Origin of the sequence: Pseudomonas sp. PDM05, assembly GCF_014851685.1 — a bacterium.
GTDB lineage: Bacteria > Pseudomonadota > Gammaproteobacteria > Pseudomonadales > Pseudomonadaceae > Aquipseudomonas.
Genome location: NZ_JACVAC010000002.1, coordinates 347,655 through 370,824, shown reverse-complemented (window position 1 = coordinate 370,824; position 23,170 = coordinate 347,655). Strand labels below are relative to the sequence as shown.

Annotated in this window: 30 protein-coding genes; 16 read left to right on the top strand and 14 right to left on the bottom strand. The window is 60.0% G+C overall.

All coding sequences use genetic code 11. The annotated features are described in order from the left end of the window. Window positions 1–8: 8 nt before the first annotated feature. The 3 genes from IB241_RS06570 to IB241_RS06560 are packed head-to-tail and all read left to right on the top strand — an operon-like array spanning window position 9 to window position 1,992. Window positions 9–452, top strand: a complete 444-nt coding sequence (locus IB241_RS06570; protein ID WP_192297678.1) for a hypothetical protein — start codon at window positions 9–11, stop codon at window positions 450–452. Between the two features lies 1 nt (window position 453). Next, window positions 454–1,065 carry a superoxide dismutase gene (locus IB241_RS06565; RefSeq protein ID WP_192297677.1) on the top strand — a complete coding sequence of 204 codons (612 nt, stop codon included), beginning with the start codon at window positions 454–456 and terminating at the stop codon, window positions 1,063–1,065. 33 nt (window positions 1,066–1,098) lie between these two features. Then, window positions 1,099–1,992, top strand: coding sequence for a ZIP family metal transporter (locus tag IB241_RS06560; RefSeq protein WP_192297676.1), 894 nt, complete (start codon window positions 1,099–1,101; stop codon window positions 1,990–1,992). A 34-nt stretch (window positions 1,993–2,026) separates the two neighbouring features. Here the strand turns inward: IB241_RS06560 and IB241_RS06555 are convergent, their stop codons facing one another. From IB241_RS06555 to IB241_RS06510, 10 genes are all read right to left on the bottom strand, one after another. Then, window positions 2,027–2,299: an HPr family phosphocarrier protein gene (locus tag IB241_RS06555; protein ID WP_017738759.1), complete on the bottom strand. Its 273-nt coding sequence runs from the start codon at window positions 2,297–2,299 to the stop codon at window positions 2,027–2,029. A gap of 16 nt (window positions 2,300–2,315) precedes the next feature. Continuing rightward, entirely contained in the window at window positions 2,316–3,173 is an 858-nt protein-coding gene (gene rapZ, locus IB241_RS06550; RefSeq protein WP_192297675.1) for an RNase adapter RapZ, read from the bottom strand. Between the two features lie 2 nt (window positions 3,174–3,175). Further along, window positions 3,176–3,640 carry a PTS IIA-like nitrogen regulatory protein PtsN gene (gene ptsN, locus IB241_RS06545; RefSeq protein WP_192297674.1) on the bottom strand — a complete coding sequence of 155 codons (465 nt, stop codon included), beginning with the start codon at window positions 3,638–3,640 and terminating at the stop codon, window positions 3,176–3,178. Between the two features lie 12 nt (window positions 3,641–3,652). Further along, complete coding sequence (gene hpf / locus IB241_RS06540) at window positions 3,653–3,958, bottom strand: ribosome hibernation-promoting factor, HPF/YfiA family (RefSeq protein WP_010170586.1); 306 nt, start codon at window positions 3,956–3,958, stop codon at window positions 3,653–3,655. Window positions 3,959–4,033: 75 nt separating this feature from the next. After that, window positions 4,034–5,527 (bottom strand): RNA polymerase factor sigma-54, encoded by a 1,494-nt coding sequence (locus IB241_RS06535; RefSeq protein WP_192297673.1) that lies wholly within the window; start codon window positions 5,525–5,527, stop codon window positions 4,034–4,036. Between the two features lie 184 nt (window positions 5,528–5,711). After that, window positions 5,712–6,437, bottom strand: coding sequence for an LPS export ABC transporter ATP-binding protein (lptB, locus tag IB241_RS06530; protein WP_192297672.1), 726 nt, complete (start codon window positions 6,435–6,437; stop codon window positions 5,712–5,714). Further along, a complete protein-coding gene (lptA, locus tag IB241_RS06525; protein WP_192297671.1) occupies window positions 6,437–6,970 on the bottom strand; it encodes a lipopolysaccharide transport periplasmic protein LptA in 534 nt (177 codons plus the stop codon). Before lptA ends, lptB begins: the two co-directional genes overlap by 1 nt. Continuing rightward, a complete protein-coding gene (lptC, locus tag IB241_RS06520) occupies window positions 6,957–7,529 on the bottom strand; it encodes an LPS export ABC transporter periplasmic protein LptC (RefSeq protein ID WP_192297670.1) in 573 nt (190 codons plus the stop codon). Before lptC ends, lptA begins: the two co-directional genes overlap by 14 nt. A gap of 8 nt (window positions 7,530–7,537) precedes the next feature. Continuing rightward, window positions 7,538–8,062, bottom strand: a complete 525-nt coding sequence (locus IB241_RS06515) for a KdsC family phosphatase (protein ID WP_178922703.1) — start codon at window positions 8,060–8,062, stop codon at window positions 7,538–7,540. After that, a complete protein-coding gene (locus IB241_RS06510) occupies window positions 8,063–9,037 on the bottom strand; it encodes a KpsF/GutQ family sugar-phosphate isomerase (RefSeq protein ID WP_192297669.1) in 975 nt (324 codons plus the stop codon). Between the two features lie 298 nt (window positions 9,038–9,335). Between IB241_RS06510 and IB241_RS06505 the strand changes: the two genes are divergently transcribed. The 10 genes from IB241_RS06505 (at window position 9,336) to hisC (ending at window position 17,371) form a co-directional block, all read left to right on the top strand. Then, window positions 9,336–10,145 carry an ATP-binding cassette domain-containing protein gene (locus IB241_RS06505; protein WP_017738751.1) on the top strand — a complete coding sequence of 270 codons (810 nt, stop codon included), beginning with the start codon at window positions 9,336–9,338 and terminating at the stop codon, window positions 10,143–10,145. Then, complete coding sequence (gene mlaE, locus IB241_RS06500) at window positions 10,145–10,942, top strand: lipid asymmetry maintenance ABC transporter permease subunit MlaE (protein ID WP_017738750.1); 798 nt, start codon at window positions 10,145–10,147, stop codon at window positions 10,940–10,942. The genes IB241_RS06505 and mlaE overlap by 1 nt, the downstream gene beginning before the upstream one ends. Then, on the top strand, window positions 10,942–11,409 hold the full coding sequence (gene mlaD, locus IB241_RS06495) for an outer membrane lipid asymmetry maintenance protein MlaD (RefSeq protein WP_017845975.1): 468 nt from the start codon (window positions 10,942–10,944) through the stop codon (window positions 11,407–11,409). Before mlaE ends, mlaD begins: the two co-directional genes overlap by 1 nt. Window positions 11,410–11,420: 11 nt before the next feature. Further along, window positions 11,421–12,071, top strand: a complete 651-nt coding sequence (locus IB241_RS06490) for a phospholipid-binding protein MlaC (RefSeq protein WP_192297668.1) — start codon at window positions 11,421–11,423, stop codon at window positions 12,069–12,071. Then, window positions 12,068–12,373 (top strand): lipid asymmetry maintenance protein MlaB, encoded by a 306-nt coding sequence (locus IB241_RS06485; RefSeq protein WP_192297667.1) that lies wholly within the window; start codon window positions 12,068–12,070, stop codon window positions 12,371–12,373. Before IB241_RS06490 ends, IB241_RS06485 begins: the two co-directional genes overlap by 4 nt. Before the next feature lie 114 nt (window positions 12,374–12,487). Beyond that, window positions 12,488–12,727 carry a BolA family protein gene (locus tag IB241_RS06480; RefSeq protein WP_003188597.1) on the top strand — a complete coding sequence of 80 codons (240 nt, stop codon included), beginning with the start codon at window positions 12,488–12,490 and terminating at the stop codon, window positions 12,725–12,727. A gap of 23 nt (window positions 12,728–12,750) precedes the next feature. Next, a complete protein-coding gene (murA, locus tag IB241_RS06475; RefSeq protein ID WP_192297666.1) occupies window positions 12,751–14,016 on the top strand; it encodes a UDP-N-acetylglucosamine 1-carboxyvinyltransferase in 1,266 nt (421 codons plus the stop codon). A 218-nt stretch (window positions 14,017–14,234) separates the two neighbouring features. Continuing rightward, on the top strand, window positions 14,235–14,870 hold the full coding sequence (gene hisG, locus IB241_RS06470; RefSeq protein ID WP_010213102.1) for an ATP phosphoribosyltransferase: 636 nt from the start codon (window positions 14,235–14,237) through the stop codon (window positions 14,868–14,870). A gap of 128 nt (window positions 14,871–14,998) precedes the next feature. Beyond that, window positions 14,999–16,315 carry a histidinol dehydrogenase gene (hisD, locus tag IB241_RS06465; protein ID WP_192297665.1) on the top strand — a complete coding sequence of 439 codons (1,317 nt, stop codon included), beginning with the start codon at window positions 14,999–15,001 and terminating at the stop codon, window positions 16,313–16,315. A 3-nt stretch (window positions 16,316–16,318) separates the two neighbouring features. Beyond that, the gene (hisC, locus tag IB241_RS06460; protein ID WP_192297664.1) at window positions 16,319–17,371 is read left to right on the top strand and encodes a histidinol-phosphate transaminase; all 1,053 of its coding nucleotides are present in this window, start codon (window positions 16,319–16,321) and stop codon (window positions 17,369–17,371) included. Between the two features lie 112 nt (window positions 17,372–17,483). Here the strand turns inward: hisC and IB241_RS06455 are convergent, their stop codons facing one another. Together IB241_RS06455 and upp are read right to left on the bottom strand one after the other, a co-directional pair. Beyond that, window positions 17,484–18,758, bottom strand: a complete 1,275-nt coding sequence (locus IB241_RS06455) for a uracil-xanthine permease family protein (RefSeq protein ID WP_192297663.1) — start codon at window positions 18,756–18,758, stop codon at window positions 17,484–17,486. 2 nt (window positions 18,759–18,760) lie between these two features. Further along, entirely contained in the window at window positions 18,761–19,399 is a 639-nt protein-coding gene (upp, locus tag IB241_RS06450) for a uracil phosphoribosyltransferase (protein WP_192297662.1), read from the bottom strand. A gap of 164 nt (window positions 19,400–19,563) precedes the next feature. Here upp and IB241_RS06445 point away from each other — a divergent pair, with 164 nt between their 5' ends. The 3 genes from IB241_RS06445 to IB241_RS06435 all read left to right on the top strand — a co-directional run bounded on the left by IB241_RS06445 (window position 19,564) and on the right by IB241_RS06435 (window position 21,151). Further along, window positions 19,564–20,121: a hypoxanthine-guanine phosphoribosyltransferase gene (locus tag IB241_RS06445; RefSeq protein WP_017738742.1), complete on the top strand. Its 558-nt coding sequence runs from the start codon at window positions 19,564–19,566 to the stop codon at window positions 20,119–20,121. A 63-nt stretch (window positions 20,122–20,184) separates the two neighbouring features. Next, window positions 20,185–20,670 (top strand): hypothetical protein, encoded by a 486-nt coding sequence (locus IB241_RS06440; protein ID WP_192297661.1) that lies wholly within the window; start codon window positions 20,185–20,187, stop codon window positions 20,668–20,670. A gap of 193 nt (window positions 20,671–20,863) precedes the next feature. Further along, entirely contained in the window at window positions 20,864–21,151 is a 288-nt protein-coding gene (locus tag IB241_RS06435) for a PA4642 family protein (RefSeq protein ID WP_192297660.1), read from the top strand. A 69-nt stretch (window positions 21,152–21,220) separates the two neighbouring features. Here the strand turns inward: IB241_RS06435 and mqo are convergent, their stop codons facing one another. Together mqo and IB241_RS06425 are read right to left on the bottom strand one after the other, a co-directional pair. Continuing rightward, the gene (mqo, locus tag IB241_RS06430) at window positions 21,221–22,729 is read right to left on the bottom strand and encodes a malate dehydrogenase (quinone) (RefSeq protein WP_192297659.1); all 1,509 of its coding nucleotides are present in this window, start codon (window positions 22,727–22,729) and stop codon (window positions 21,221–21,223) included. After that, window positions 22,730–22,906 carry a hypothetical protein gene (locus IB241_RS06425; RefSeq protein ID WP_192297847.1) on the bottom strand — a complete coding sequence of 59 codons (177 nt, stop codon included), beginning with the start codon at window positions 22,904–22,906 and terminating at the stop codon, window positions 22,730–22,732. Between the last annotated feature and the right edge of the window lie 264 nt (window positions 22,907–23,170).

The following is a 23,170-nucleotide window of genomic DNA, read 5'->3' as shown; positions in this document are numbered from 1 at the left end:
GGCTCACCATGGAGCACTGGAAACGCACGATCGAACGGGCCAATCGCTGCTTTATGCAAGGCGAGTTGGTCGACGCTCGCGAGGCCTATTTGCAAGCCCTGGCCCTGGCCCAAGTGTTGTTCGAACGCTGGGCGGATGCCGACGAAGCGGTGGCGGCTTTTGTCATTTCCCATCACAACCTGGCGGACCTGCATCTGCGTCTGAACCAGCCGGAAGAAAGCGCGGAGTACCTCTGCGCCATTCACCAGCGCTTGTTGCATGCGATGCAGGACCCGCGCCTGACCCCGCAGTTACGCGAGGCGGCGCTACGCCAGAGCAGCAAGACCTACATTGAACTGTTGAATTTCATCAGCGATCACGGTGAGTACCCGCGTACCCATCGCCTGCTGGGCAGCACCGCGGCGCAACAGGATGCGTCGACTCGCAACAGTCCTTATTACGGAGCACATTGAGATGTCCTACACCTTGCCTGCCTTGCCTTACGCCTACGACGCCCTGGAGCCGCATATCGATGCGCAAACCATGGAGATTCACTACACCAAGCACCATCAGACCTACATCAATAACCTCAACGCTGCCGTCGAAGGCACCGAGTTCGCGGGCTGGCCGGTAGAGAAACTGGTGTCCAGTGTGCAGCAATTGCCGGAAACACTGCGCGCTGCGGTGATCAACCAAGGTGGCGGCCATGCCAACCACTCGTTGTTCTGGGCAGTGATGTCGCCACAAGGCGGAGGCAAGCCTGAGGGCGCGCTGGGCAAGGCTATCGACGAGCAAGTGGGCGGTTTCGAGAGCTTCAAGGAAGCCTTCACCAAAGCCGCACTGACCCGTTTCGGCAGCGGCTGGGCCTGGCTGAGCGTTACTCCACAAAAGACCCTGGTCGTCGAAAGCAGCGGTAATCAGGACAGCCCCCTGATGAATGGCAACACGCCAATCCTCGGCCTGGACGTGTGGGAGCATGCCTACTACCTGCGTTATCAGAACCGGCGTCCGGAATACATCAACGCGTTCTATAGCGTGATCAATTGGCCGGAAGTTGCCGCACGCTATCAGGCCGCCTTGGCCTGACATTCACCTCCATAACAAGATCTAAGGCCGACTATGGGCACTGAAACACTGGCGGTCAGCAGCGGGCGGATGTTTCGTTATGCGTTTGGCTCGCTGCTGCTATTGGCAGGGACTGCATTGCTGGTGGCCCATGGGCTGGACTGGCTGAACCTGGAGCCGCGAATCCTGCGCGCGCTGCAAGGCGGCGCGATCTGCGCACTGGGCACGGCACTCGGTGCGGTGCCGGTGCTGGTGATTCGGCGCATGCCGGTGGCGCTCAGTGACACCTTGCTGGGTTTTGGTGCCGGGGTCATGCTCGCGGCGACGGCATTTTCGCTGATCGTGCCGGGCATCGCCGCCGCCGAAGGCCTGGGGCTTTCGCCTTGGGGGGCCAGTGGCCTGATCAGCGTTGGCATCATGCTGGGGGCATTGGGGTTGTATCTGGTTGATCGCAAGGTCTCCGGTGCCAGCCCGGAAATGCTGGTAGGCACGCCCGATCACCCGGTGATCCCGCCGCGTATCTGGTTATTTGTGTTTGCCATCATTGCCCACAACATCCCCGAAGGCATGGCCGTGGGTGTTTCGGCGGGCGGCGCAATGCCCGATGCCGACAGCCTGGCCATGGGCATTGCCTTGCAGGATGTGCCCGAAGGCTTGGTGATTGCGTTGGTGTTGGCCGGGGCAGGGATGTCGCGGATCAAGGCGTTCCTGATCGGAGCTGCTTCAGGGTTGGTCGAGCCGGTGTTCGCGGTGCTCTGCGCCTGGTTGGTAAGCCTGGCTGAAGTGCTGTTGCCGCTTGGGCTGGCGCTCGCCGCGGGGGCCATGTTGTTGGTGGTGACTCACGAGGTCATCCCCGAGTCGCGGCGCAACGGTCACGAGATGCTCGCCAGCCTGGGGTTGTGCATCGGGTTTTGTTTGATGATGGTGATGGATACCGCATTGGGCTGAAGTCGTTGCGACTTCACGCCCGTCTTCAAGGGTGTCACTCACCCTCATCAAAGAAGTTGTTGATCAGCGCCACCAGGGCGTCCATGGCTTCCTGCTCCTGCTCGCCTTCCGTCTTCAAGTGAATTCGGGTGCCCTTGCCGGCGGCCAACATCATCATGGCCATAATGCTTTTGCCATCGACCATGGACTCTGGCGTACGCCCCGCGCGGATCTGGCAGGGGAACTGCCCGGCAACGCCGACGAACTTCGCGGAAGCCCGGGCATGCAGCCCCAGCTTGTTGATGATTTCAATTTCCAGAGCAGGCATCGCGGGGGTGTTCCTTTCAGCTAAGGTCGCGGTGGCGAACCTGGACGTTCTTGAGGGTTTTTTGCAGCAGTTGGCCCAGGCGTTCGGTCAGGTAGACCGAGCGGTGGTGGCCGCCGGTGCAGCCAATGGCAATGGTGACATACGCCCGATTGCTTGCAGCGAAGCGCGGCAGCCATTTGAGCAGGTAGCTGGAAATGTCCTGGAACATCTCCTCGACATCCGGTTGCGCCGCCAGGTATTCAGCCACGGGTTGGTCCAGCCCGGACTGGTCACGCAGTTCCGGTTTCCAATAAGGGTTGGGCAGGCAGCGCACATCGAACACCAGGTCGGCGTCCACCGGCATGCCGCGCTTGAAGCCAAACGACTCGACGAGGAATGCCGTACCCGGCTCGGGCTGGTTCAGCAGACGCAGCTTGATGGCATCACGCAACTGGTACAGGTTGAGCCCGGTGGTGTTGATCTTGAGGTCGGCGAGGTCAATGATCGGCCCCAGCAACTTGGTTTCGTCCTCGATGGCTTCTGCCAGGGAGCGATGGGGGCTGCTGAGGGGGTGGCGTCGACGGGTTTCAGAGAAGCGCTTTAGCAGGGTCTCTTCGTCGGCGTCCAGGTACAGCACATCGCAATGGATGTGCTTGGCGCGAACTTCCTCGAGCAGTTGCGGGAACCGCTCAAGGTGGCTGGGCAGGTTGCGGGCATCGATCGATACGGCCACCAGCGGTTGCGCCAGCTCGGTGTGGATCAACGCGCGTTCCGCGAGCTCTGGCAGCAGGCCGGCGGGCAGGTTGTCGATGCAGTAGAAACCACTGTCCTCAAGTACGTTGAGGGCGGTGCTTTTACCCGAGCCGGAACGGCCGCTGACGATGATCAAACGCATGATTACTGCCCGTTCTGTTCATCCAGGACTACCTGATACAGCGCCTCATTGCTGCTGGCACTGCGCAGTTTGTCGCGTACTTCCTTGCGGTCGAGCATGCTGGCGATCTGCCGGAGCAGTTCCAGGTGCGCATCGGTGGCGGCTTGCGGGACCAGCAGAACAAACAGCAGGTCGACCGGGGCGCCGTCGATGGCGTCGAAATCGATGGGAGCGTCCAGGTGCAGCAGGGCGCTGACAGGTGCCTCACAACTTTTGAGGCGGCAGTGGGGAATGGCGATGCCGTTGCCAAAACCGGTGGAGCCGAGTTTTTCACGGGCAATCAGAGCCTCGTAGATATCTTGCATCTCCAGATCAGGCACTTCGCGGCTGATCAGGTTGGCAATTTGCTCAAGGGCTTTCTTTTTACTGCCACCCGGCGCGTTCACGAGGGAACGGCCGGGGGTCAGGATGGTTTCAAGTCGAATCATGGGTGGGGAGTGTTAGCGGCCTGTGCCCTGGAGGAGGCTCTGCTGCTTTTCCTTATGCTTTTTGATTTGGCGATCCAGCTTGTCGGTCAGGTCGTCAATAGCGGCATACATATCTGAATGCTCGGCATTGGCGACTACTTCCCCGCCGGGTATACGCAAGGTGGCTTCGATTTTCTGCTTCAGCTTTTCGACAGTCATGATGACTTGCACGTTGGTGATCTTGTCGAAATGCCCCTCAATTCTTTTGAGTTTTTCGCCGATATAGGCGCGCAGCGGTTCGGTCACTTCCAGTTGGTGTCCACTGATGTTGACTTGCATACAGCTTCTCCTTCGTTGCCAGTGCATAAAGCGGTGGGCAGGAATACCCACCACTGGAACGCTATGGCCCGCCCGTCACATCAAACGCTTACGCTCGCTGGAAGGCGCGATCCCGAGGGACTCGCGGTACTTGGCGACGGTTCGACGGGCGACCTGAATGCCTTGTGCCTCCAGTAAACCAGCGATCTTACTGTCACTCAATGGCTTTTTCTGATTTTCCGCGGCAACCAGTTTTTTGATGATCGCGCGGATCGCCGTGGACGAGCATTCGCCGCCTTCGGAGGTGCTGACGTGACTGGAGAAAAAGTATTTCAGCTCATAAATACCCCGTGGGGTATGCATGAATTTCTGCGTGGTCACCCGTGAAATCGTCGATTCGTGCATGCCGACTGCTTCGGCGATGTCATGCAGCACCAACGGTTTCATCGCTTCGTCGCCATATTCCAGGAAGCCGCGCTGGTGCTCGACGATCTGGGTGGCGACTTTCATCAGGGTTTCGTTGCGGCTTTGCAGGCTCTTGATGAACCAGCGGGCCTCCTGCAACTGGTTGCGCATGAAGGTGTTGTCGGCGCTGGTATCGGCGCGGCGTACAAAGCCGGCGTATTGCGGGTTGACCCGCAGGCGTGGCACCGACTCCTGGTTCAACTCCACCAGCCAGCGTTCGTTGTCCTTGCGCACGATGACGTCAGGCACCACGTATTCGGCTTCGCTGGACTCGATCTGCGAGCCCGGGCGCGGATTGAGACTCTGTACCAGTTCGATGACCTGGCGCAGGTCGTCTTCCTTGAGTTTCATGCGGCGCATCAACTGGCTGTAGTCGCGGCTACCCAGCAGGTCGATGTAGTCGGTCACCAAGCGCTGGGCTTCAATGAGCCAAGGCGTCTTGGCAGGCAGTTGGCGCAATTGCAGCAACAGGCATTCGCTGAGGGTGCGGGCGCCGATGCCGGCGGGTTCGAACTGTTGGATGCGGTGCAGGACGGCTTCGATTTCGTCCAGTTCGATGTCCAGTTCCGGGTCGAACGCTTCGAGGATCTCCTCAAGCGTCTCGTCCAGGTAGCCCTGGTTGTTGATGCAGTCGATCAGGGTCACGGCGATCAGGCGATCGGTGTCCGACATCGGCGCGAGGTTCAATTGCCACAACAGATGGCTCTGCAGGCTTTCGCCGGCGGAGGTGCGGGTGGTGAAGTCCCACTCATCATCGTCGTTGCTGGGCAGGCTGCTGGCGCTGGTCTGGTAGACGTCTTCCCAGGCGGTGTCCACGGGAAGTTCGTTGGGAATGCGTTCGTTCCATTCACCTTCTTCCAGGTTATCCACCGTTGGGGCGGTTTCCTGATAGGAAGGTTCCTGTACGTCGGAATTGGGTTTTTGCTCGATGTTGTCGGCCAGCGGGTCTGCGTTATCGAAGTCGTCGCCTTCTTCCTGGCGTTCGAGCATCGGGTTGGACTCCAGGGCCTCCTGGATTTCCTGTTGCAGGTCCAGGGTCGACAATTGGAGCAGGCGGATGGCCTGTTGCAGCTGCGGTGTCATCGTCAGCTGCTGGCCCATTCTCAGGACTAGCGATGGTTTCATGGCAGGGGCTTAACACCTTATTCGCCGGCGCAATGCGCCATCCACGACAGGGCGCGTGAGCGCCAAACATAAGCAAATTATATGCCTGATGTCGGGGGCTTTGCCTAGAGCACGGTAACAATAAAAATCCGGAGGTTTTCATTGACTCCCGCGCATCTTGGCAGCGGCCGTGACACCACGGTGTTTACAGGCGGAACTCGTGACCCAGGTAGACTTCCTTCACCAATTCGTTGGCCAGGATCGTGGCGGCGTCGCCTTCGGCAATCAGTTGGCCATCGTTGACGATATATGCGGTTTCGCAGATGTCGAGGGTTTCACGCACGTTGTGGTCGGTGATCAATACACCGATGCCCTTGGCTTTCAGGTGGTGGATGATCTGTTTGATGTCGCCGACCGAGATCGGGTCGACGCCGGCAAACGGTTCGTCCAGCAGGATGAATTTCGGCGCAGTGGCCAGGGCACGGGCGATTTCCACACGACGACGCTCGCCGCCGGACAGGCTCATGCCGAGGTTGTCGCGAATGTGGTTGATGTGGAATTCCTGCAGCAGGCTTTCCAGCTCCTTGCGACGGCCATCACGGTCGAGTTCCTTGCGGGTCTCGAGGATCGCCATGATGTTGTCGGCCACCGACAGTTTGCGGAAGATCGACGCTTCTTGCGGAAGATAGCCGATACCGGCCCGTGCACGACCGTGCATTGGCTGGTGGCTGACATCCAGGTCGTCGATCAGGACGCGACCCTGATCCGCCTGGACCAGGCCGACGATCATGTAGAAGCAGGTGGTCTTGCCGGCGCCGTTGGGGCCGAGCAAGCCGACGATCTGGCCGCTGTCGATCGACAGGCTGACGTCGCGCACGACCTGGCGGCTTTTATAGGCCTTGGCCAGATGCTGGGCTTTCAGGGTTGCCATTACTCGGCCTTCTTCTTCGGCTGGATAACCATGTCGATACGCGGACGTGGCGCAGTCACCTTGGCACCATTGGCGCGGCCGGCGTTGGCGATCTGTTTCACGGTGTCATAGGTGATTTTCTCACCTTCCGTGGAGTTGCCGTCCGGGCTGAGGACCTTGGCCTGGTCGATCAGGACAATACGGTTCTGCTGGGCGTGATACTGGATGGTCTTGCCGTAGCCCTTCATCGGGCCGCTGTCGGTCGGCGACTGCTTCTGCTCGAAGTAAGCCAGGTTGCCCACCGAAGTCACCACGTCAATGTCGCCATTGGCGGTACGCGTCAAGGTCACCGTGTTGCCGGTGATCTTCATCGAGCCCTGGGTGATGATCACGCCGCCGGTGTAGGTGGCGACGCCTTGCTTGTCGTCCAGTTGCGCATCGTCAGCCGAAATGTGGATCGGTTGCTGGCTATCGTTCGGCAGAGCCCAGGCGCTCACGCTTCCCAGTGCTGCGCCCAGACTGAGCAAAATAGGGAGAGTTTTAACGAGCCTCATACTGTCCTCTTACGTTCGATAGCAGGTGTATCCTGCTTTCTTTCAAATACGCTTTCATTCCCTTGCCAGTCGATACCCCGCCAGCGCCGTCGATTCTAACGTCTTGCTCGGTCTGCGCATATTGCTTCTGCGGGAATACGGTCATACGACTGCTGGTAATCACGGTGTCACGGTTTTTATCGTCGGTACGCGCGACGCGCACCGAGTCGATCAGTTCCACTTCGGTGCCGTCCGGGTTGACCTCGCCACGCTTGCTGGTGACATGCCACGGAAACTCGGTGCCACGGTAGATGTTCATGTCCGGGTTGGTCAGCAGGGTGACTTCGGTGGCCTTCAAGTGCTCGACCTTGTCCGACGTCATCTCATACTGCACCTTGCCGTCGGGCAGGAACTGGATGCTGTAGGCATTGGTGGCGTAATAGTCGATAGCCCCTTCGTCAACCTGCGCAACAGGCTGGTCGAGAAAGCGCTCCGGGCTGATATTCCAGTAGCCCACCGCCAGGAACAGCGCGGCGATGACCCCGAATAACAGGAAGTTGCGAATCTTTTTGCTCAGCATAAAACGCTCTATAGGTAGGCGGCGTGGGCCGCTTCAAGGCTGCCTTGGGCGCGCAGGATCAGCTCGCAGAACTCGCGGGCGGCACCTTCGCCGCCGCGGGCGGTGGTGATGCCATGGGCGTGTTCGCGAACAAAGGCTGCCGCATTGGCGACGGCCATGCCCAGGCCGACTCGACGGATCACCGGCAAGTCAGGCAGGTCATCGCCCAAATAGGCGACCTGCTCATAGCTTAGGTTGAGTTGGCCAAGAAGCTCGTCCAAGACCACCAGTTTATCCTCGCGGCCCTGATACAGGTGAGGAATCCCCAGGTTTTGTGCGCGGCGTTCCACAACCGGGGTTTTTCTGCCGCTGATGATCGCCGTTTGCACGCCCGCTGCCATCAGCATCTTGATGCCTTGGCCGTCGAGGGTGTTGAAGGTCTTGAATTCGCTGCCGTCTTCGAGGAAATACAGGCGGCCATCGGTCAGCACGCCGTCTACGTCGAAAATCGCCAGTTTGATGTTCTTGCCGCGTTGCAACAGGTCGCCTGTCATTTACATCACTCCCGCACGCAGCAAGTCGTGCATGTTCAGGGCGCCAATCGGGTGGTCTTGATGATCGACCACCACCAGCGCGCCGATCTTGTGGTCTTCCATGATTTTCAAGGCTTCAGCTGCCAGCATCTCGGGGCGAGCGGTCTTGCCGTGGGGCGTCATCACAGCATCTATGGTCGCGGTATGGATGTCGATGGTGCGGTCCAGGGTGCGACGCAAGTCGCCGTCGGTGAATACCCCGGCCAGTTTGCCGTCGGCTTCCAGGATCACCGTCATGCCCAGGCCCTTGCGGGTCATTTCCATCAGCGCGTCCTTCAGCAGCGTGCCGCGCTGGACGTGGGGCAATTCATCGCCCGAGTGCATGACGTTTTCCACTTTCAACAGCAGGCGACGGCCCAGGGCGCCCCCTGGGTGTGAGAACGCGAAGTCTTCGGCGGTAAACCCGCGCGCTTCCAGCAACGCCACGGCCAGCGCATCACCCATGACCAGGGCGGCGGTCGTGGAGGAGGTCGGCGCCAGGTTCAGTGGGCAGGCCTCGTGGGCCACATGCACGTTGAGGTTTACTTCGGCGGCCTTGGCCAATGTCGATTCGGGGTTGCCGGTGATGCTGATCATCTTGATGCCCAGGCGCTTGATCAGCGGCAGCAGCGTCACGATTTCGTTGGTGGTGCCGGAGTTGGACAGTGCCAGGATGATGTCATCCTTGGTAATCATGCCCATGTCGCCGTGGCTGGCTTCGGCCGGGTGCACAAAAAATGCGGTGGTCCCGGTGCTGGCCAGAGTGGCGGCAATCTTGTTGCCGACGTGGCCGGATTTGCCCATGCCGACGACAACAACGCGGCCCTTGCTGGCCAGAATCATCTCGCATGCGCGTACGAAATCTGCGTCGATATGCGCCAACAAGCCTTCTACGGCTTCAAGCTCGAGGCGGATGGTGCGTTGTGCGGATTGAATAAGGTCGCTGGATTGGCTCATGTCTGAAATCGTATAGCCTGACGAAAAGTCGGCGATTATAGCGGTAATGAGCAATTCCCTCACGCAAGTTCGTCAGGGTTTGTTCGTGATGCGGGTGAGATTCATCTTAAGCAACGGTTTTTCCCTGTCTTCAGTCTGAACAAGCACAGTTCCGGCCTTGGGCGCGTTGTACCAGCAGTGATATAGTTCGCCGCCAGTTCGGTCCGCCCAGCCCATGTGGCTAACTATTGCACGAGCGTTGCAAACGTTTGGCGCAAACGTGGTGTCTGAGTGAAAGGCTGCATCCCAAGGAGTTTAGATGAGTGCCGATAACGCCTACGCGGTCGAGCTGAAGGGTCTTACCTTCAAGCGCGGGACGCGCAGCATCTTCAATAACGTCGATATTCGCATTCCACGCGGCAAGGTCACGGGCATCATGGGGCCTTCCGGTTGCGGCAAGACCACCCTGTTGCGCCTGATGGGCATGCAATTGCGCCCGACTGCCGGCGAAGTGTGGGTCAACGGCCAGAACCTGCCGACGTTGTCGCGCAGCGACCTGTTCGACGCGCGCAAGCACATGGGCGTGTTGTTCCAGAGCGGCGCACTGTTTACCGATCTTGACGTTTTCGAGAACGTCGCCTTCCCGCTGCGGGTCCATACCCAACTGTCCGACGAGATGATTCGCGACATCGTGTTGCTGAAACTGCAGGCCGTAGGGCTGCGCGGTGCCATCGACCTGATGCCCGACGAGCTGTCGGGTGGCATGAAACGTCGTGTCGCCCTGGCGCGGGCTATCGCCCTCGATCCGCAGATCCTCATGTACGACGAGCCTTTTGTCGGCCAGGACCCTATCGCCATGGGCGTGCTGGTGCGGTTGATCCGCCTGCTCAACGACGCGCTGGGCATTACCAGCATCGTGGTTTCCCATGACCTTGCAGAAACCGCGAGCATCGCCGATTACCTCTATGTCGTCGGCGATGGCCAAGTGTTGGGGCAGGGTACGCCTGAAGAGTTGATGAACGCCGACAACCCGCGCATTCGCCAATTCATGACCGGCGATCCCGACGGCCCGGTGCCATTTCATTTTCCGGCAGCGGACTACCGCTCGGATCTTCTGGGGAAGCGTTGATGCGCAAGACTTCACTTATCGAGAAGGTTCGCCTTTTCGGTCGCTCGGGCATCGACATCATCGAAGTGCTCGGCCGTTCGACGATTTTCCTGTTCCATGCCCTGTTGGGGCGCGGCGGCATTGGCGGCGGTTTTGGTCTGTTGATCAAGCAGTTGCATGCGGTGGGCGTGATGTCGCTGGTGATCATCGTGGTCTCCGGCGTGTTCATCGGCATGGTGCTGGCGCTGCAAGGCTTCAATATTCTCTCCAGCTACGGTTCGGAGCAGGCCGTAGGGCAGATGGTTGCCCTGACACTGTTGCGTGAACTGGGGCCGGTGGTGACTGCGTTGTTGTTCGCCGGGCGCGCAGGTTCTGCGCTGACTGCCGAGATTGGCAACATGAAGTCCACCGAGCAGTTGTCCAGCCTGGAAATGATCGGCGTGGACCCGCTCAAGTACATTGTTGCCCCGCGTCTGTGGGCCGGCTTCATTTCCCTGCCACTGCTGGCGATGATCTTCAGCGTGGTGGGTATCTGGGGCGGTTCATGGGTGGCGGTGGACTGGCTGGGGGTCTACGACGGCTCCTACTGGGCCAACATGCAAAACAGCGTGACCTTCAGCGGTGACGTGCTCAACGGGATCATAAAGAGCATCGTCTTCGCCTTTGTAGTGACCTGGATCGCCGTATTCCAAGGCTACGACTGTGAGCCCACTTCAGAAGGGATCAGTCGTGCCACCACCAAGACCGTTGTGTACGCCTCGCTGGCGGTACTGGGCCTTGACTTCATTTTGACCGCCTTGATGTTTGGAGATTTCTGATGCAAAACCGCACTGTGGAAATCGGTGTCGGCCTTTTCTTGCTGGCTGGCATCCTGGCTTTACTGTTGCTGGCGCTGCGAGTCAGCGGCCTGTCGGCCAGCCCCACCGCCGATACTTATAAACTTTACGCGTACTTCGACAATATCGCCGGTTTGACTGTCAGAGCTAAAGTGACCATGGCCGGTGTAACCATCGGCAAGGTCACGGCAATCGATCTGGATCGCGACAGCTTCACCGGTCGAGTGACGATGCAGTTGGACAAGAAGGTAGATAATCTGCCGACCGACTCCACTGCATCTATCCTCACTGCGGGTCTGCTGGGCGAGAAGTACATCGGTATCAGCGTGGGTGGGGAAACAGCCCTGCTCAAGGATGGCTCGACCATCCACGACACGCAGTCGTCACTGGTACTTGAGGACCTGATCGGTAAATTCCTGCTCAATACGGTCAATAAAGACGCCAAATGAGGAATCTGTTCATGATCTCTACCTTGCGACGTGGCCTGCTGGTGCTGCTTGCAGCGTTGCCGTTGATGGCCAACGCGGCAGGTTCTGCCCACGAACTGGTGCAAGACACGACCAACAAGATGTTGGCCGACCTGAAGGCGAACAAAGAGCAGTACAAGCAAGACCCGACCAGGTTCTATGACGCGCTGAACACCATTGTCGGCCCGGTGGTCGATGCCGAAGGTATTTCCCGCAGCATCATGACGGTCAAGTATTCGCGCAAGGCTACCCCGGCGCAGATGCAGACGTTTCAGGAGAACTTCAAGAAAGGCCTGTTCCAGTTCTATGGCAACGCGTTGCTGGAGTACAACAACCAGGGCATTACCGTCGATCCCGCCAAGGATGAGTCCGGTGACCGCGCCAGCGTTGGCATGACCGTCAAGGGTTCCAACGGTGCCGTCTACCCGGTGCAGTACACCCTGGAGAAGATCAACGGCGAGTGGAAACTGCGCAACGTGATCATCAACGGCATCAACATCGGCAAGCTGTTCCGTGATCAGTTCGCCGATGCCATGCAGCGCAATGGCAATGACCTGGACAAAACCATCAATGGTTGGGCCGGTGAAGTCGCCAAGGCCAAGGAAGAAACCGACAAGCAAGCTGCCGGGAAGCCTGCGCAATGACCGAATCGGCCGTTCGTCTCGGCGATGCCGGCGAGTTGTTCATCAGCGGCGTACTGGACTATCGCTCCGGGCCGGGCCTGCGCAAGCAGGGTCAGGCACTGATCAACAGCAGTAGCGCGCCTGCGTTGGTGGTGGATTGCTCGCAGGTGACCAAGTCCAGCAGCGTGGGTTTGTCCTTGCTGCTGTGCTTCATGCGCGATGCCGAGGCAGCCAACAAAACGGTCAGCATCCGCGCCATGCCTGAAGACATGCGCGAAATTGCCGAGGTTTCGGGTTTGACCGAGCTGTTGGCACATCCTTAATACACACTATTAGAGAAGCCCCCCGTCAGAGTCCTGCTATGCGGGGTTCGCAGGCGCGGGGCTTTTTTGTATGATGTGCGACCCGTGCGCACTGGGCGCCGATAGAGGTTGAGCATGCAGGCCCTAGAAGTTAAGAGCTTTCTTGAAGGAAAGCTGCCGGAAACGACCGTAGAAGTTGAAGGCGAAGGCTGCAACTTCCAGCTGAACGTGATTAGCGATGAACTGGCGGCACTGAGCCCGGTCAAGCGTCAGCAGCAGATCTATGCCCATTTGAACCCGTGGATCACCGATGGCAGCATCCATGCGGTCACTATGAAATTTTTCAGCCGCGCGGCCTGGGCCGAGCGCACCTGAGCCCCCAAGGCGTCGAGATTCTTATGGATAAATTGATTATTACCGGCGGTGCCCGCCTTGATGGCGAGATTCGCATCTCCGGTGCAAAAAACTCCGCCTTGCCGATCCTGGCAGCGACCCTGCTGTGTGATGGCCCGGTCACCGTGGCCAACCTGCCGCACTTGCACGACATCACCACCATGATCGAGCTGTTCGGTCGCATGGGCATCGAGCCTGTGATCGACGAAAAGCTGTCGGTCGAAATTGACCCGCGCACCATCAAGACCCTGATCGCCCCGTACGAATTGGTGAAAACCATGCGTGCATCGATCCTGGTGCTGGGCCCGATGGTTGCCCGTTTCGGCGAGGCCGAAGTGGCCCTGCCTGGCGGTTGCGCCATCGGCTCGCGTCCGGTGGACCTGCACATCCGTGGCCTTGAAGCCATGGGCGCAACCATCGACGTCGAAGGTGGCTACATCAAGGCCAAGGCGCCGGAAGGCGGTCTGCGTGGCGCCAGCTTCTTCTTTGATACCGTCAGCGTGACCGGTACCGAGAACATCATGATGGCCGCTGCCCTGGCCAACGGCCGCAGCGTCCTGCAGAACGCTGCGCGCGAGCCGGAAGTGGTCGACCTGGCCAACTTCCTGAACGCCATGGGCGCCAAGGTTTCCGGTGCTGGCACCGACACCATCACCATTGACGGTGTGGCGCGCCTGCACACGGCGACCTACAAGGTCATGCCCGACCGTATCGAAACCGGCACCTACCTGGTTGCCGCTGCCGTCACTGGCGGCCGCGTCAAGGTCAAGGACACCGATCCGACCATCCTGGAAGCGGTCCTCGAAAAACTGCGCGAAGCGGGTGCGGACATCACCACCGGCGAAGACTGGATCGAGCTGAACATGCACGGCAAGCGGCCTAAAGCCGTCAACGTGCGTACCGCTCCGTACCCGGCGTTCCCGACCGACATGCAGGCTCAGTTCATTTCCCTGAACGCGATTGCCGAAGGCACCGGTGCCGTGATCGAGACCATCTTCGAAAACCGTTTCATGCACGTGTACGAACTGCACCGCATGGGCGCGAAGATCCAGGTTGAAGGCAACACCGCCATCGTCACCGGTATCGACAAGCTCAAGGGCGCGCCAGTGATGGCCACCGACCTGCGTGCGTCGGCCAGCCTGGTGATTTCGGCACTGTGCGCCGACGGCGACACCCTGATCGACCGCATCTACCATATCGACCGTGGCTACGAGTGCATCGAAGAAAAACTGCAGATGCTCGGCGCGAAAATCCGCCGCGTACCGGGCTAGTCCCAAACGCTAGTGTAGTGAGCGGGCTTGCCCCGCGCTGGAGGGCGCAGCGCTCCCAAGATTTTTAGGGCTGCTTCGCAACCCAGTGCGGGGCAGGCCCGCTCACTACAGAAGCTTGCTGTGAATTTGTTTCAAATCGAGGCTGTCATGGCCTCGATCTGTGTCCGGCGCCGTTTGCGACCGGACCGCAATAGCCTGATGAAGGACTGACGTTTCCCATGTTGACCATCGCACTGTCCAAGGGCCGCATCCTTGACGACACTTTGCCGCTTCTGGCTGAAGCGGGCATCGTGCCGACCGAGAATCCGGACAAGAGCCGCAAGCTGATCATCCCCACGACCCAGGACGACGTTCGCCTGTTGATCGTGCGGGCTACCGACGTGCCGACCTACGTTGAACATGGCGCGGCCGACCTGGGCGTCGCCGGTAAGGACGTGCTGATGGAATACGGCGGCCAGGGCCTGTACGAGCCCCTGGACCTGCGCATCGCCCTGTGCAAGCTGATGACCGCCGGCCGTGTCGGTGACGTCGAGCCCAAAGGCCGTCTGCGTGTGGCGACCAAGTTCGTCAACGTCGCCAAGCGCTACTACGCCGAGCAAGGCCGCCAGGTCGACATCATCAAGCTCTACGGCTCCATGGAGCTGGCTCCGCTGATTGGCCTGGCCGACAAGATCATCGATGTGGTCGACACCGGTAATACCCTGCGTGCCAACGGTCTTGAACCACAAGAATTCATTGCCGACATCAGCTCTCGCCTGATCGTCAACAAAGCATCGATGAAGATGCAGCACGCCCGTATCCAGGCGTTGATCGACACCCTGCGCAAGGCAGTGGAGTCGCGACACCGCGGTTGACCTACCCGCGTAGCTGAAAGGCTGCGCCCGTCTATCCGCCTCATAGCCAGAATTCTCAGGTGCCCAAGCGGAAACGACTGCTAGTTTAGGGCGCCTGAGTTTTTGCCAATTCTATTGAGGCCCTCGCTATGACCACGTCCACTGCAATTGCCCGACTCAACGCTGCCGACCCGGATTTCGCCCATCATCTGGATCATCTGCTGAGCTGGGAAAGTGTGTCCGACGAGTCGGTCAACGGGCGAGTACTCGACATCATCAAGGCCGTGCGCGAGCGCGGTGATGCGGCGCTGGTGGATTTCACCCGCCAGTTCGACGGCCTCGATGTGGCGTCGATGTCCGACCTGATCCTGCCCCGCGAACGCCTGGAGCTGGCCCTGACGCGCATCACCGCCGCGCAGCGTGAAGCGCTGGAAGTGGCGGCGACGCGGGTGCGCAGCTACCACGAAAAGCAGAAGCAGGATTCGTGGAGCTACACCGAGGCCGACGGCACCGTGCTGGGCCAGAAGGTCACGCCGCTGGACCGTGCCGGCCTGTACGTGCCGGGCGGCAAGGCGTCGTACCCGTCGTCGGTGTTGATGAATGCGATTCCGGCCAAGGTTGCCGGCGTGACCGAAGTGGTCATGGTCGTACCGACCCCGCGCGGCGAAATCAATGAACTGGTACTGGCCGCCGCGTGCATCGCCGGTGTCGACCGCGTGTTCACCATCGGCGGCGCCCAGGCTGTTGCGGCCCTGGCCTATGGCACCGAAAGCGTGCCGAAGGTCGACAAGGTGGTCGGCCCCGGCAACATCTACGTTGCCACTGCCAAGCGCCACGTGTTTGGCCAGGTCGGCATCGATATGATTGCAGGCCCGTCGGAAATCCTCGTGGTGTGTGACGGCCAGACCGACCCGGACTGGATCGCCATGGACCTGTTCTCCCAGGCCGAGCACGACGAAGACGCCCAGGCGATCCTGGTCAGCCCGGATGCCGAGTTCCTCGACAAGGTTGCCGCCAGCATCGACAAGCTGCTGCCGACCATGGACCGCGCCGAGATCATCGAGAAGTCGATCAATGGCCGTGGTGCACTGATCCTGGTACGCGACATGGAGCAGGCCATCGAAGTGGCCAACCGTATCGCGCCGGAGCACCTGGAGCTGTCTGTGGCCGACCCACAGGCCTGGCTGCCATCGATTCGCCACGCCGGTGCGATCTTCATGGGCCGCCACACCAGCGAAGCCCTGGGCGACTACTGCGCGGGCCCGAACCACGTGTTGCCGACGTCCGGCACCGCACGCTTTTCGTCGCCGCTGGGGGTTTATGACTTCCAGAAGCGTTCGTCGATCATTTTCTGCTCGCCACAAGGCGCGTCCGAGCTGGGCAAGACCGCCTCGGTGCTGGCCCGTGGTGAATCGCTGAGCGCACACGCACGTAGCGCCGAATATCGCATCGTCAAGGGAGAGTGAGGCATGAGCAAATTCTGGAGCCCCTTCGTCAAGGACCTCGTGCCTTACGTGCCGGGTGAACAACCGAAGCTGACCAAACTGGTCAAGCTCAACACCAACGAAAACCCCTACGGGCCATCGCCCAAGGCGTTGGCGGCAATGCAGGCCGAGTTGAACGACAACCTGCGCCTGTACCCGGACCCCAACAGCGACCTGCTCAAGCAGGCGGTGGCCAAGTACTACGGCGTGGATGCCGGCAAGGTATTTCTCGGCAACGGTTCCGATGAAGTCCTCGCGCACATCTTCCACGGCCTGTTCCAACACGACTTGCCGCTGCTGTTCCCGGACATCAGCTACAGCTTCTATCCGGTTTACTGCGGCCTGTATGGCATCACGTTCGAACCGGTGCCGCTGGACGAGCAGTTCCAGATCCGTGTGGCGGACTACGCCAGGCCCAACGGCGGGATTATCTTCCCCAACCCCAACGCGCCGACGGGCTGCGTGCTCGCGCTGGATGCGGTGGAGCAGATCGTCAAGGCCAGCCCGGATTCGGTGGTGGTGGTTGACGAGGCCTACATCGACTTCGGCGGTGAAAGCGCCATCAGCCTGGTGGATCGCTATCCGAACCTGCTGGTGACCCAGACCCTGTCCAAATCGCGCTCACTGGCCGGTTTGCGCGTGGGCCTGGCCGTGGGCCACCCGGACCTGATCGAGGCGCTGGAGCGGGTCAAGAACAGCTTCAACTCGTATCCCCTGGATCGCCTGGCGATTGTCGGCGCAGCGGCGGCGTTTGAAGACCGTGAGTACTTCGAGAAAACCTGCCAGTTGGTGATCGACAGCCGCAACACCGTCGTCGCGCAGCTGGAAGGTAAAGGCTTTGAAGTATTGCCGTCGGCGGCCAACTTCATCTTTGCCCGTCACCCCAAGCACGACGCTGCCGGCCTGGCGGCCAAGTTGCGTGAGCAGGGTGTGATCGTGCGGCACTTCAAGCAGGAGCGGATTGCCCAGTTCCTGCGGATCAGCATCGGTACGCCGGAGCAGAACCAGGCGTTGATCGATGGGCTAGGCGAGCTTTAATTCTCGGTTGGCTTGACGGGCCCCATCGCGGGCAAGCCCGCTCCCACATTGGAATGCAGTTCCCTGTGGTAGCGGGCTTGCCCACGATGAGGTCATCAGCGACACCGCACGGTTAAAGCAATGGCTCATCCGGCTTCTTGTTCTTCCAGCCATCATTGCCCGGTAGCAGCAGGTTCAAGCCAATCGCTACCACCGCACACAGGGCGATGCCCTTCAGGCCGAAATCGTCCGGGCCGGTGCCGGTGCCGACCAGCACACCGCCAATCCCGAACACCAACGTCACCGAGACGATCACCAGGTTGCGCGCTTCGCCCAGGTCGATCTTGTGGCGGATCAACGTGTTCATCCCCACCGCTGCAATCGAACCGAACAGCAGGCACAGAATCCCGCCCATTACCGGCACCGGGATGCTTTGCAGCAGTGCGCCGAACTTGCCGATAAACGCCAGGCTGATGGCAAACACCGCCGCCCAGGTCATGATTTTCGGGTTGTAGTTCTTGGTCAGCATCACCGCGCCAGTCACTTCGGCGTAGGTGGTGTTCGGTGGGCCGCCAAACAGGCCGGCGGCGGTGGTGGCGATGCCGTCACCCAGCAGGGTGCGATGCAGACCGGGCTTCTTCAGGTAGTCGCGACCGGTCACGCTGCCCACCGCAATCACGCCGCCGATATGCTCGATCGCCGGGGCCAGGGCCACCGGGACGATGAACAGGATCGCCTGCCAGTTGAACTCCGGTGCGGTGAAGTGGGGCAGGGCGAACCAGGGGGCCGCGGCGATCTTCGCCGTGTCGACCACGCCAAAGTAGAACGACATGGCAAAGCCCACCAGCACGCCGGAAATGATCGGCACCAGGCGGAAGATGCCTTTGCCGAACACCGCCACGATCAGCGTGGTCAGCAGCGCCGGCATCGAGATCATCATCGCCGTCTGGTAGTGGATCAACTCGGCGCCATCGCCGGATTTACCCATCGCCATGTTCGCCGCAATCGGCGCCATAGCCAGGCCGATGGAGATAATCACCGGCCCGATCACGACTGGAGGCAGCAGACGGTCAATAAACCCGGTGCCCTTGATCTTCACGGCCAGGCCAAGGAAGGTGTAGACGAAACCGGCCGCCATCACGCCGCCCATGGTCGCTGCGAGGCCGAACTGGCCCTTGGCGAGAATGATCGGTGTGATAAACGCAAAGCTAGACGCCAGGAAGACCGGCACCTGCCGCCCTGTGACCACCTGGAACAACAAGGTGCCCAGGCCTGCGGTAAACAGTGCAACGTTTGGATCAAGACCTGTGATCAGCGGCATCAACACCAGCGCGCCAAATGCCACGAAGAGCATTTGTGCGCCAGACAGGATCTGGCGCCAAAGCGGGTCGTTGAATTCATCCTGCATGCTCACGCGTCCTTCTGCTTGGTGCCGAAGATCTTGTCGCCGGCGTCGCCCAGGCCCGGGATGATGTAGCCGTGTTCGTTCAGGCGCTCGTCGATGGACGCGGTGTAGATCTGCACGTCCGGGTGGGCCTTCTCGACCGCGGCGATACCTTCCGGCGCGGCGACCAGCACCATGGCGCGGATGTCTTTGCAGCCGGCTTTTTTCAGCAGGTCGATGGTGGCGACCATGGAGCTGCCGGTGGCGAGCATCGGGTCGATGATCATCGCCAGGCGCTCGTCGATTTCCGGGACGAGTTTTTCCAGGTAGGTGTGCGCCTCCAGCGTTTCTTCATTGCGGGCGACGCCCACGGCGCTGACCTTGGCGCCCGGGATCAGGCTGAGCACACCTTCGAGCATGCCGATACCGGCGCGCAGGATCGGGACGACGGTGATTTTTTTACCGGCGATTTTCTCGACCTGGACAGGACCGGCCCAACCAGGAATCTCGTAGCTCTCCAGGGGCAAATCCTTGGTGGCTTCGTAAGTGAGCAGCGCTCCGACTTCCTGAGCAAGCTCACGGAAATTCTTCGTGCTAATGTCGGCGCGGCGCATAAGGCCGAGTTTGTGTCGGATCAGCGGGTGGCGGATCTCGCGAGTGGGCATGGGAAAGGCTCCGGCGGCGGGCAAAAAAACCGGCCTAGATTAATCTATCCGAGGGTGTTGTCCTATAGACATCTAGTACGTTAGTCCATTAGCGCTTGATCGGAGCGCACGAGAAGCGTACCTTCGCCCGCTTTTCTTGCCACAGCACCCCCTTGGAGAGCGCCATGTCCGCTGATCTCGAGCATATCCGTCAAATCATGCGCGAGGCTGACTGCCTGTACACCGAAGCGCAAGTCGAAGAGGCGATCGCCAAGGTCGGCGCGCACATCAGCCGCGAAATGGCCGACACCAACCCGGTGGTTTTCTGTGTGATGAACGGCGGCCTGATCTTTGCCGGCAAATTGCTCACCCACCTGCAATTCCCGCTGGAAGCGTCCTACCTGCACGCCACCCGTTATCGCAATGAAACCAGCGGCGGCGATCTGTTCTGGAAAGCCAAGCCGGAAGTCTCGTTCATCGACCGTGACGTGCTGATCATCGACGACATCCTCGACGAAGGTCACACCCTGGGCGCGATCATCGACTTCTGCAAACACGCAGGCGCGCGCAAAGTGCATACCGCCGTGCTGATCGACAAAGATCACGACCGCAAGGCCCGCCCAGAACTGAAAGCCGATTTCGTCGGCCTGCCATGCGTTGACCGCTACATCTTCGGTTACGGCATGGACTACAAGGGCTACTGGCGCAATGCCAATGGCATCTATGCCGTCAAAGGCATGTAAACGCGCTGCATCAGGTGCAGGGCCGGCATGCTAGAGTGCCTGGCCCTGCGTCTGGAGCTTTCCATGAGCCTGTTGATTCGCACCTGCGCCGTCCTGGCGCTGACCCTCAGCCTGCCCCTGGCTGCCGCCCCTGCACCGATGCATAGCCAATTCCTGCCGCCGGACGACCTGAGCCTGCGTGCCGGAACTCCCGACCAGCAGCAGTTGCTGCAAGTCACCGAGTACGCGGTGGTGGTGGGTAACCAGCGTCAGTCCACTCAGCAACCGATCCCGGTGACTTCGCCGCTGATGATCCGCCTCAAGGGCAAGTCCCTGAACAAAGGCGCGACCATCAATCAGGTGGTGCTCAATTTCGACGCTGAAAGCAAAAGCCTGAAAAAACCTGCGTATGACGACAAGAGCAAGACGTTGACCTTGTCGTATCCGGTGGCCCAATACCGCGTGATCGTCGACCTGCTGCGTAATGACACCTTGTATGTGCAATTCCTCAGTTACGCCAACGGCCACATCTGGGCGGACTTACACACCGGTGCCGTTCGTACCAAATAGCCAGAACACTGAGGATCCAAATGTGGGAGCGGGCTTGCTCGCGAAAGCGGTGGGTCAGTCGATAAATGCTTCAACTGATATACCGCTTTCGCGAGCAAGCCCGCTCCCACATTGGACCTCCAGCGCTTTCGAAGGCGGCGTCTCGCAGGTAGACTTCCAGTCCCGTGTAAATGTCTGCAGGCTGGAGTCGGTAATGCGTAAAGATAAGAAACAGGTGATTGGTGACGAGATCGGTGATGATCAGATCAAGTTGTTCCTGGACTTCGAGCCAGTCGACGCGACTTCCCCGTCCCTGCACAAACTGATCAAGGCTTACCGTGGCCTGCGCATCGACGACTTCGAGCGTTTCCTGGGTTTCTTCAAGGAAGCCGGCCTGGACCTCGATGGCAAGGACGAACATGGCCAGACCTTTGTCGACCTGGTCAAGGATCAGCGCAACGCCGATGAGTACATCGAACTGATCGAAAAAGCCCGCGGCTGATTTTCCGAGACATACAAAAACGCCCCGTCCTCATGCAGAGGGCGGGGCGTTTTTTATGGCTTCAAGGCCTCAAGCGTAGCTCTCGGTCTCGGCGGCAGGCTCCACCAGCTCCAGGCTGATGTTGTTCTGCGTGTTGATCTTGCGATACAGCTCGGCATCGGTCTCCAGGACTTTTTCCCGCGCGGGGAATATTTCCTGAAGCTTGGCAGCCCATTCACCGGCAGCTTTGCCGGGGAAGCATTTTTCGATCAGTTCCAGCATGATCGAAACGGTCACCGAAGCACCCGGGGATGCGCCCAGCAGTGCGGCCAGCGAGCCGTCCTTGGCCGCGACCAGCTCGGTGCCGAATTGCAGCACGCCGCCTTTCTTCGGGTCTTTCTTGATGATCTGTACCCGTTGGCCGGCCACTTCCAGGCGCCAGTCTTCGGCTTTCGCTTCAGGGTAGAAGCGACGCAGGGATTCCAGGCGCTGTTCCATGGACTGGCGCACTTCGCTGACCAGGTACTTGGTCAGGTCCATGTTGTCGCGGGCCACGGCCAGCATCGGGCCGATGTTGCCGGCGCGGATCGACAGTGGCAGGTCGAGGAACGAACCGTGCTTGAGGAACTTGGTGGTGAAGCCGGCGTAGGGCCCGAACAGCAGGGACTTCTTGCCATCGACCACACGGGTGTCCAGGTGTGGCACGGACATCGGCGGCGAACCCACGGCAGCCTGGCTGTAGACCTTGGCCTGGTGGTGCTTGACCACTTCCGGGTTGTCGCAACGCAGCCACTGGCCGCTGACCGGGAAACCGCCAAAGCCTTTGCTTTCTTCGATCCCCGAGGCTTGCAGCAGCGGCAGGGCCGCGCCACCGGCGCCGAGGAAGACGAACTTGGCGTCGACTTCACGGCTGTTGCCGCTGTTGACGTCCTTGATGCTCACGGTCCAGCCAGCGCCATTGCGCTTGAGGCCGGTGACGCGCTTGCAGTACTTGACCTGGGCATCCGGCGAGCTGGTCAGGTGACCCAGCAGCTGGTTGGTCAGGGCGCCGAAGTTGACGTCGGTGCCGTTGAGTACGCGGGTGGCGGCGATTTTTTCGTCGAGCGGGCGGCCCGGCATCATCAGCGGCATCCACTCGGCCATCTCGGCGCGGTCTTCGGTGTAGTGCATGTCCGAAAATGCGTGATGGCGGCTGAGGGAGTCAAAGCGCTTCTTGAGGAACTCCACGCCTTTTTCGCCCTGTACGAAGCTCAGGTGTGGCACCGGGCTGATAAAGGACTTGGACGAGCCAAAGGTGCCCTTTTTGGTCAGGTACGCCCAGAACTGCTTCGACACCTCGAACTGGGTGTTGATGTGCACGGCTTTCTTGATGTCGATGGAGCCATCGGCGGCCTGCGGCGTGTAGTTCAGCTCACACAGCCCGGCGTGACCGGTGCCGGCGTTGTTCCACGGGTTGGAACTTTCCGCGGCACCCGAATCCATCAGCTCAACGACTTCCAGCTTGAGGCCGGGGTCGAGCTCTTTAAGCAGTACGGCCAGGGTGGCACTCATGATGCCGGCCCCTACCAGTACTACGTCGACTGCTTCGTTATGCGCCATTTAACGCGTCTCCAAAATCTGCAGCACCAAATTGACGGCATGGCTGCCAGGAGTGACGGGGCGGTTCACGTGTTGCCCCAGGATACTCATGGCCAGGATCGCCATGTCCGTTTCGCAATTCTTTGCAACTTCAGCACACGCTTCCTGCCGGGCCAATCCGCCTATGAACGCATTCATGGCCGCCTGTGGCAATTCGACTTATGGTCAAAGCGTGTGATTCGTGCAACCAATCCGTAGCGGACAGGCTCAAGCTCCGGTTTTTGAGGAGGGCTCGGTCCTGTGTGGTTGGGCTGTTAAAGACGCTGATAGTGCTTGTACACACGCCAAACTATTCATTTGCTCGCCACACTCTTGTGAAGTTGTGAAAACCCGTTTTTTTCACGCTCTTTTGAAGACGTGAACCTCAAAAAAGGGCTGCCTCAGCCTGGCACCTGGCCCGGA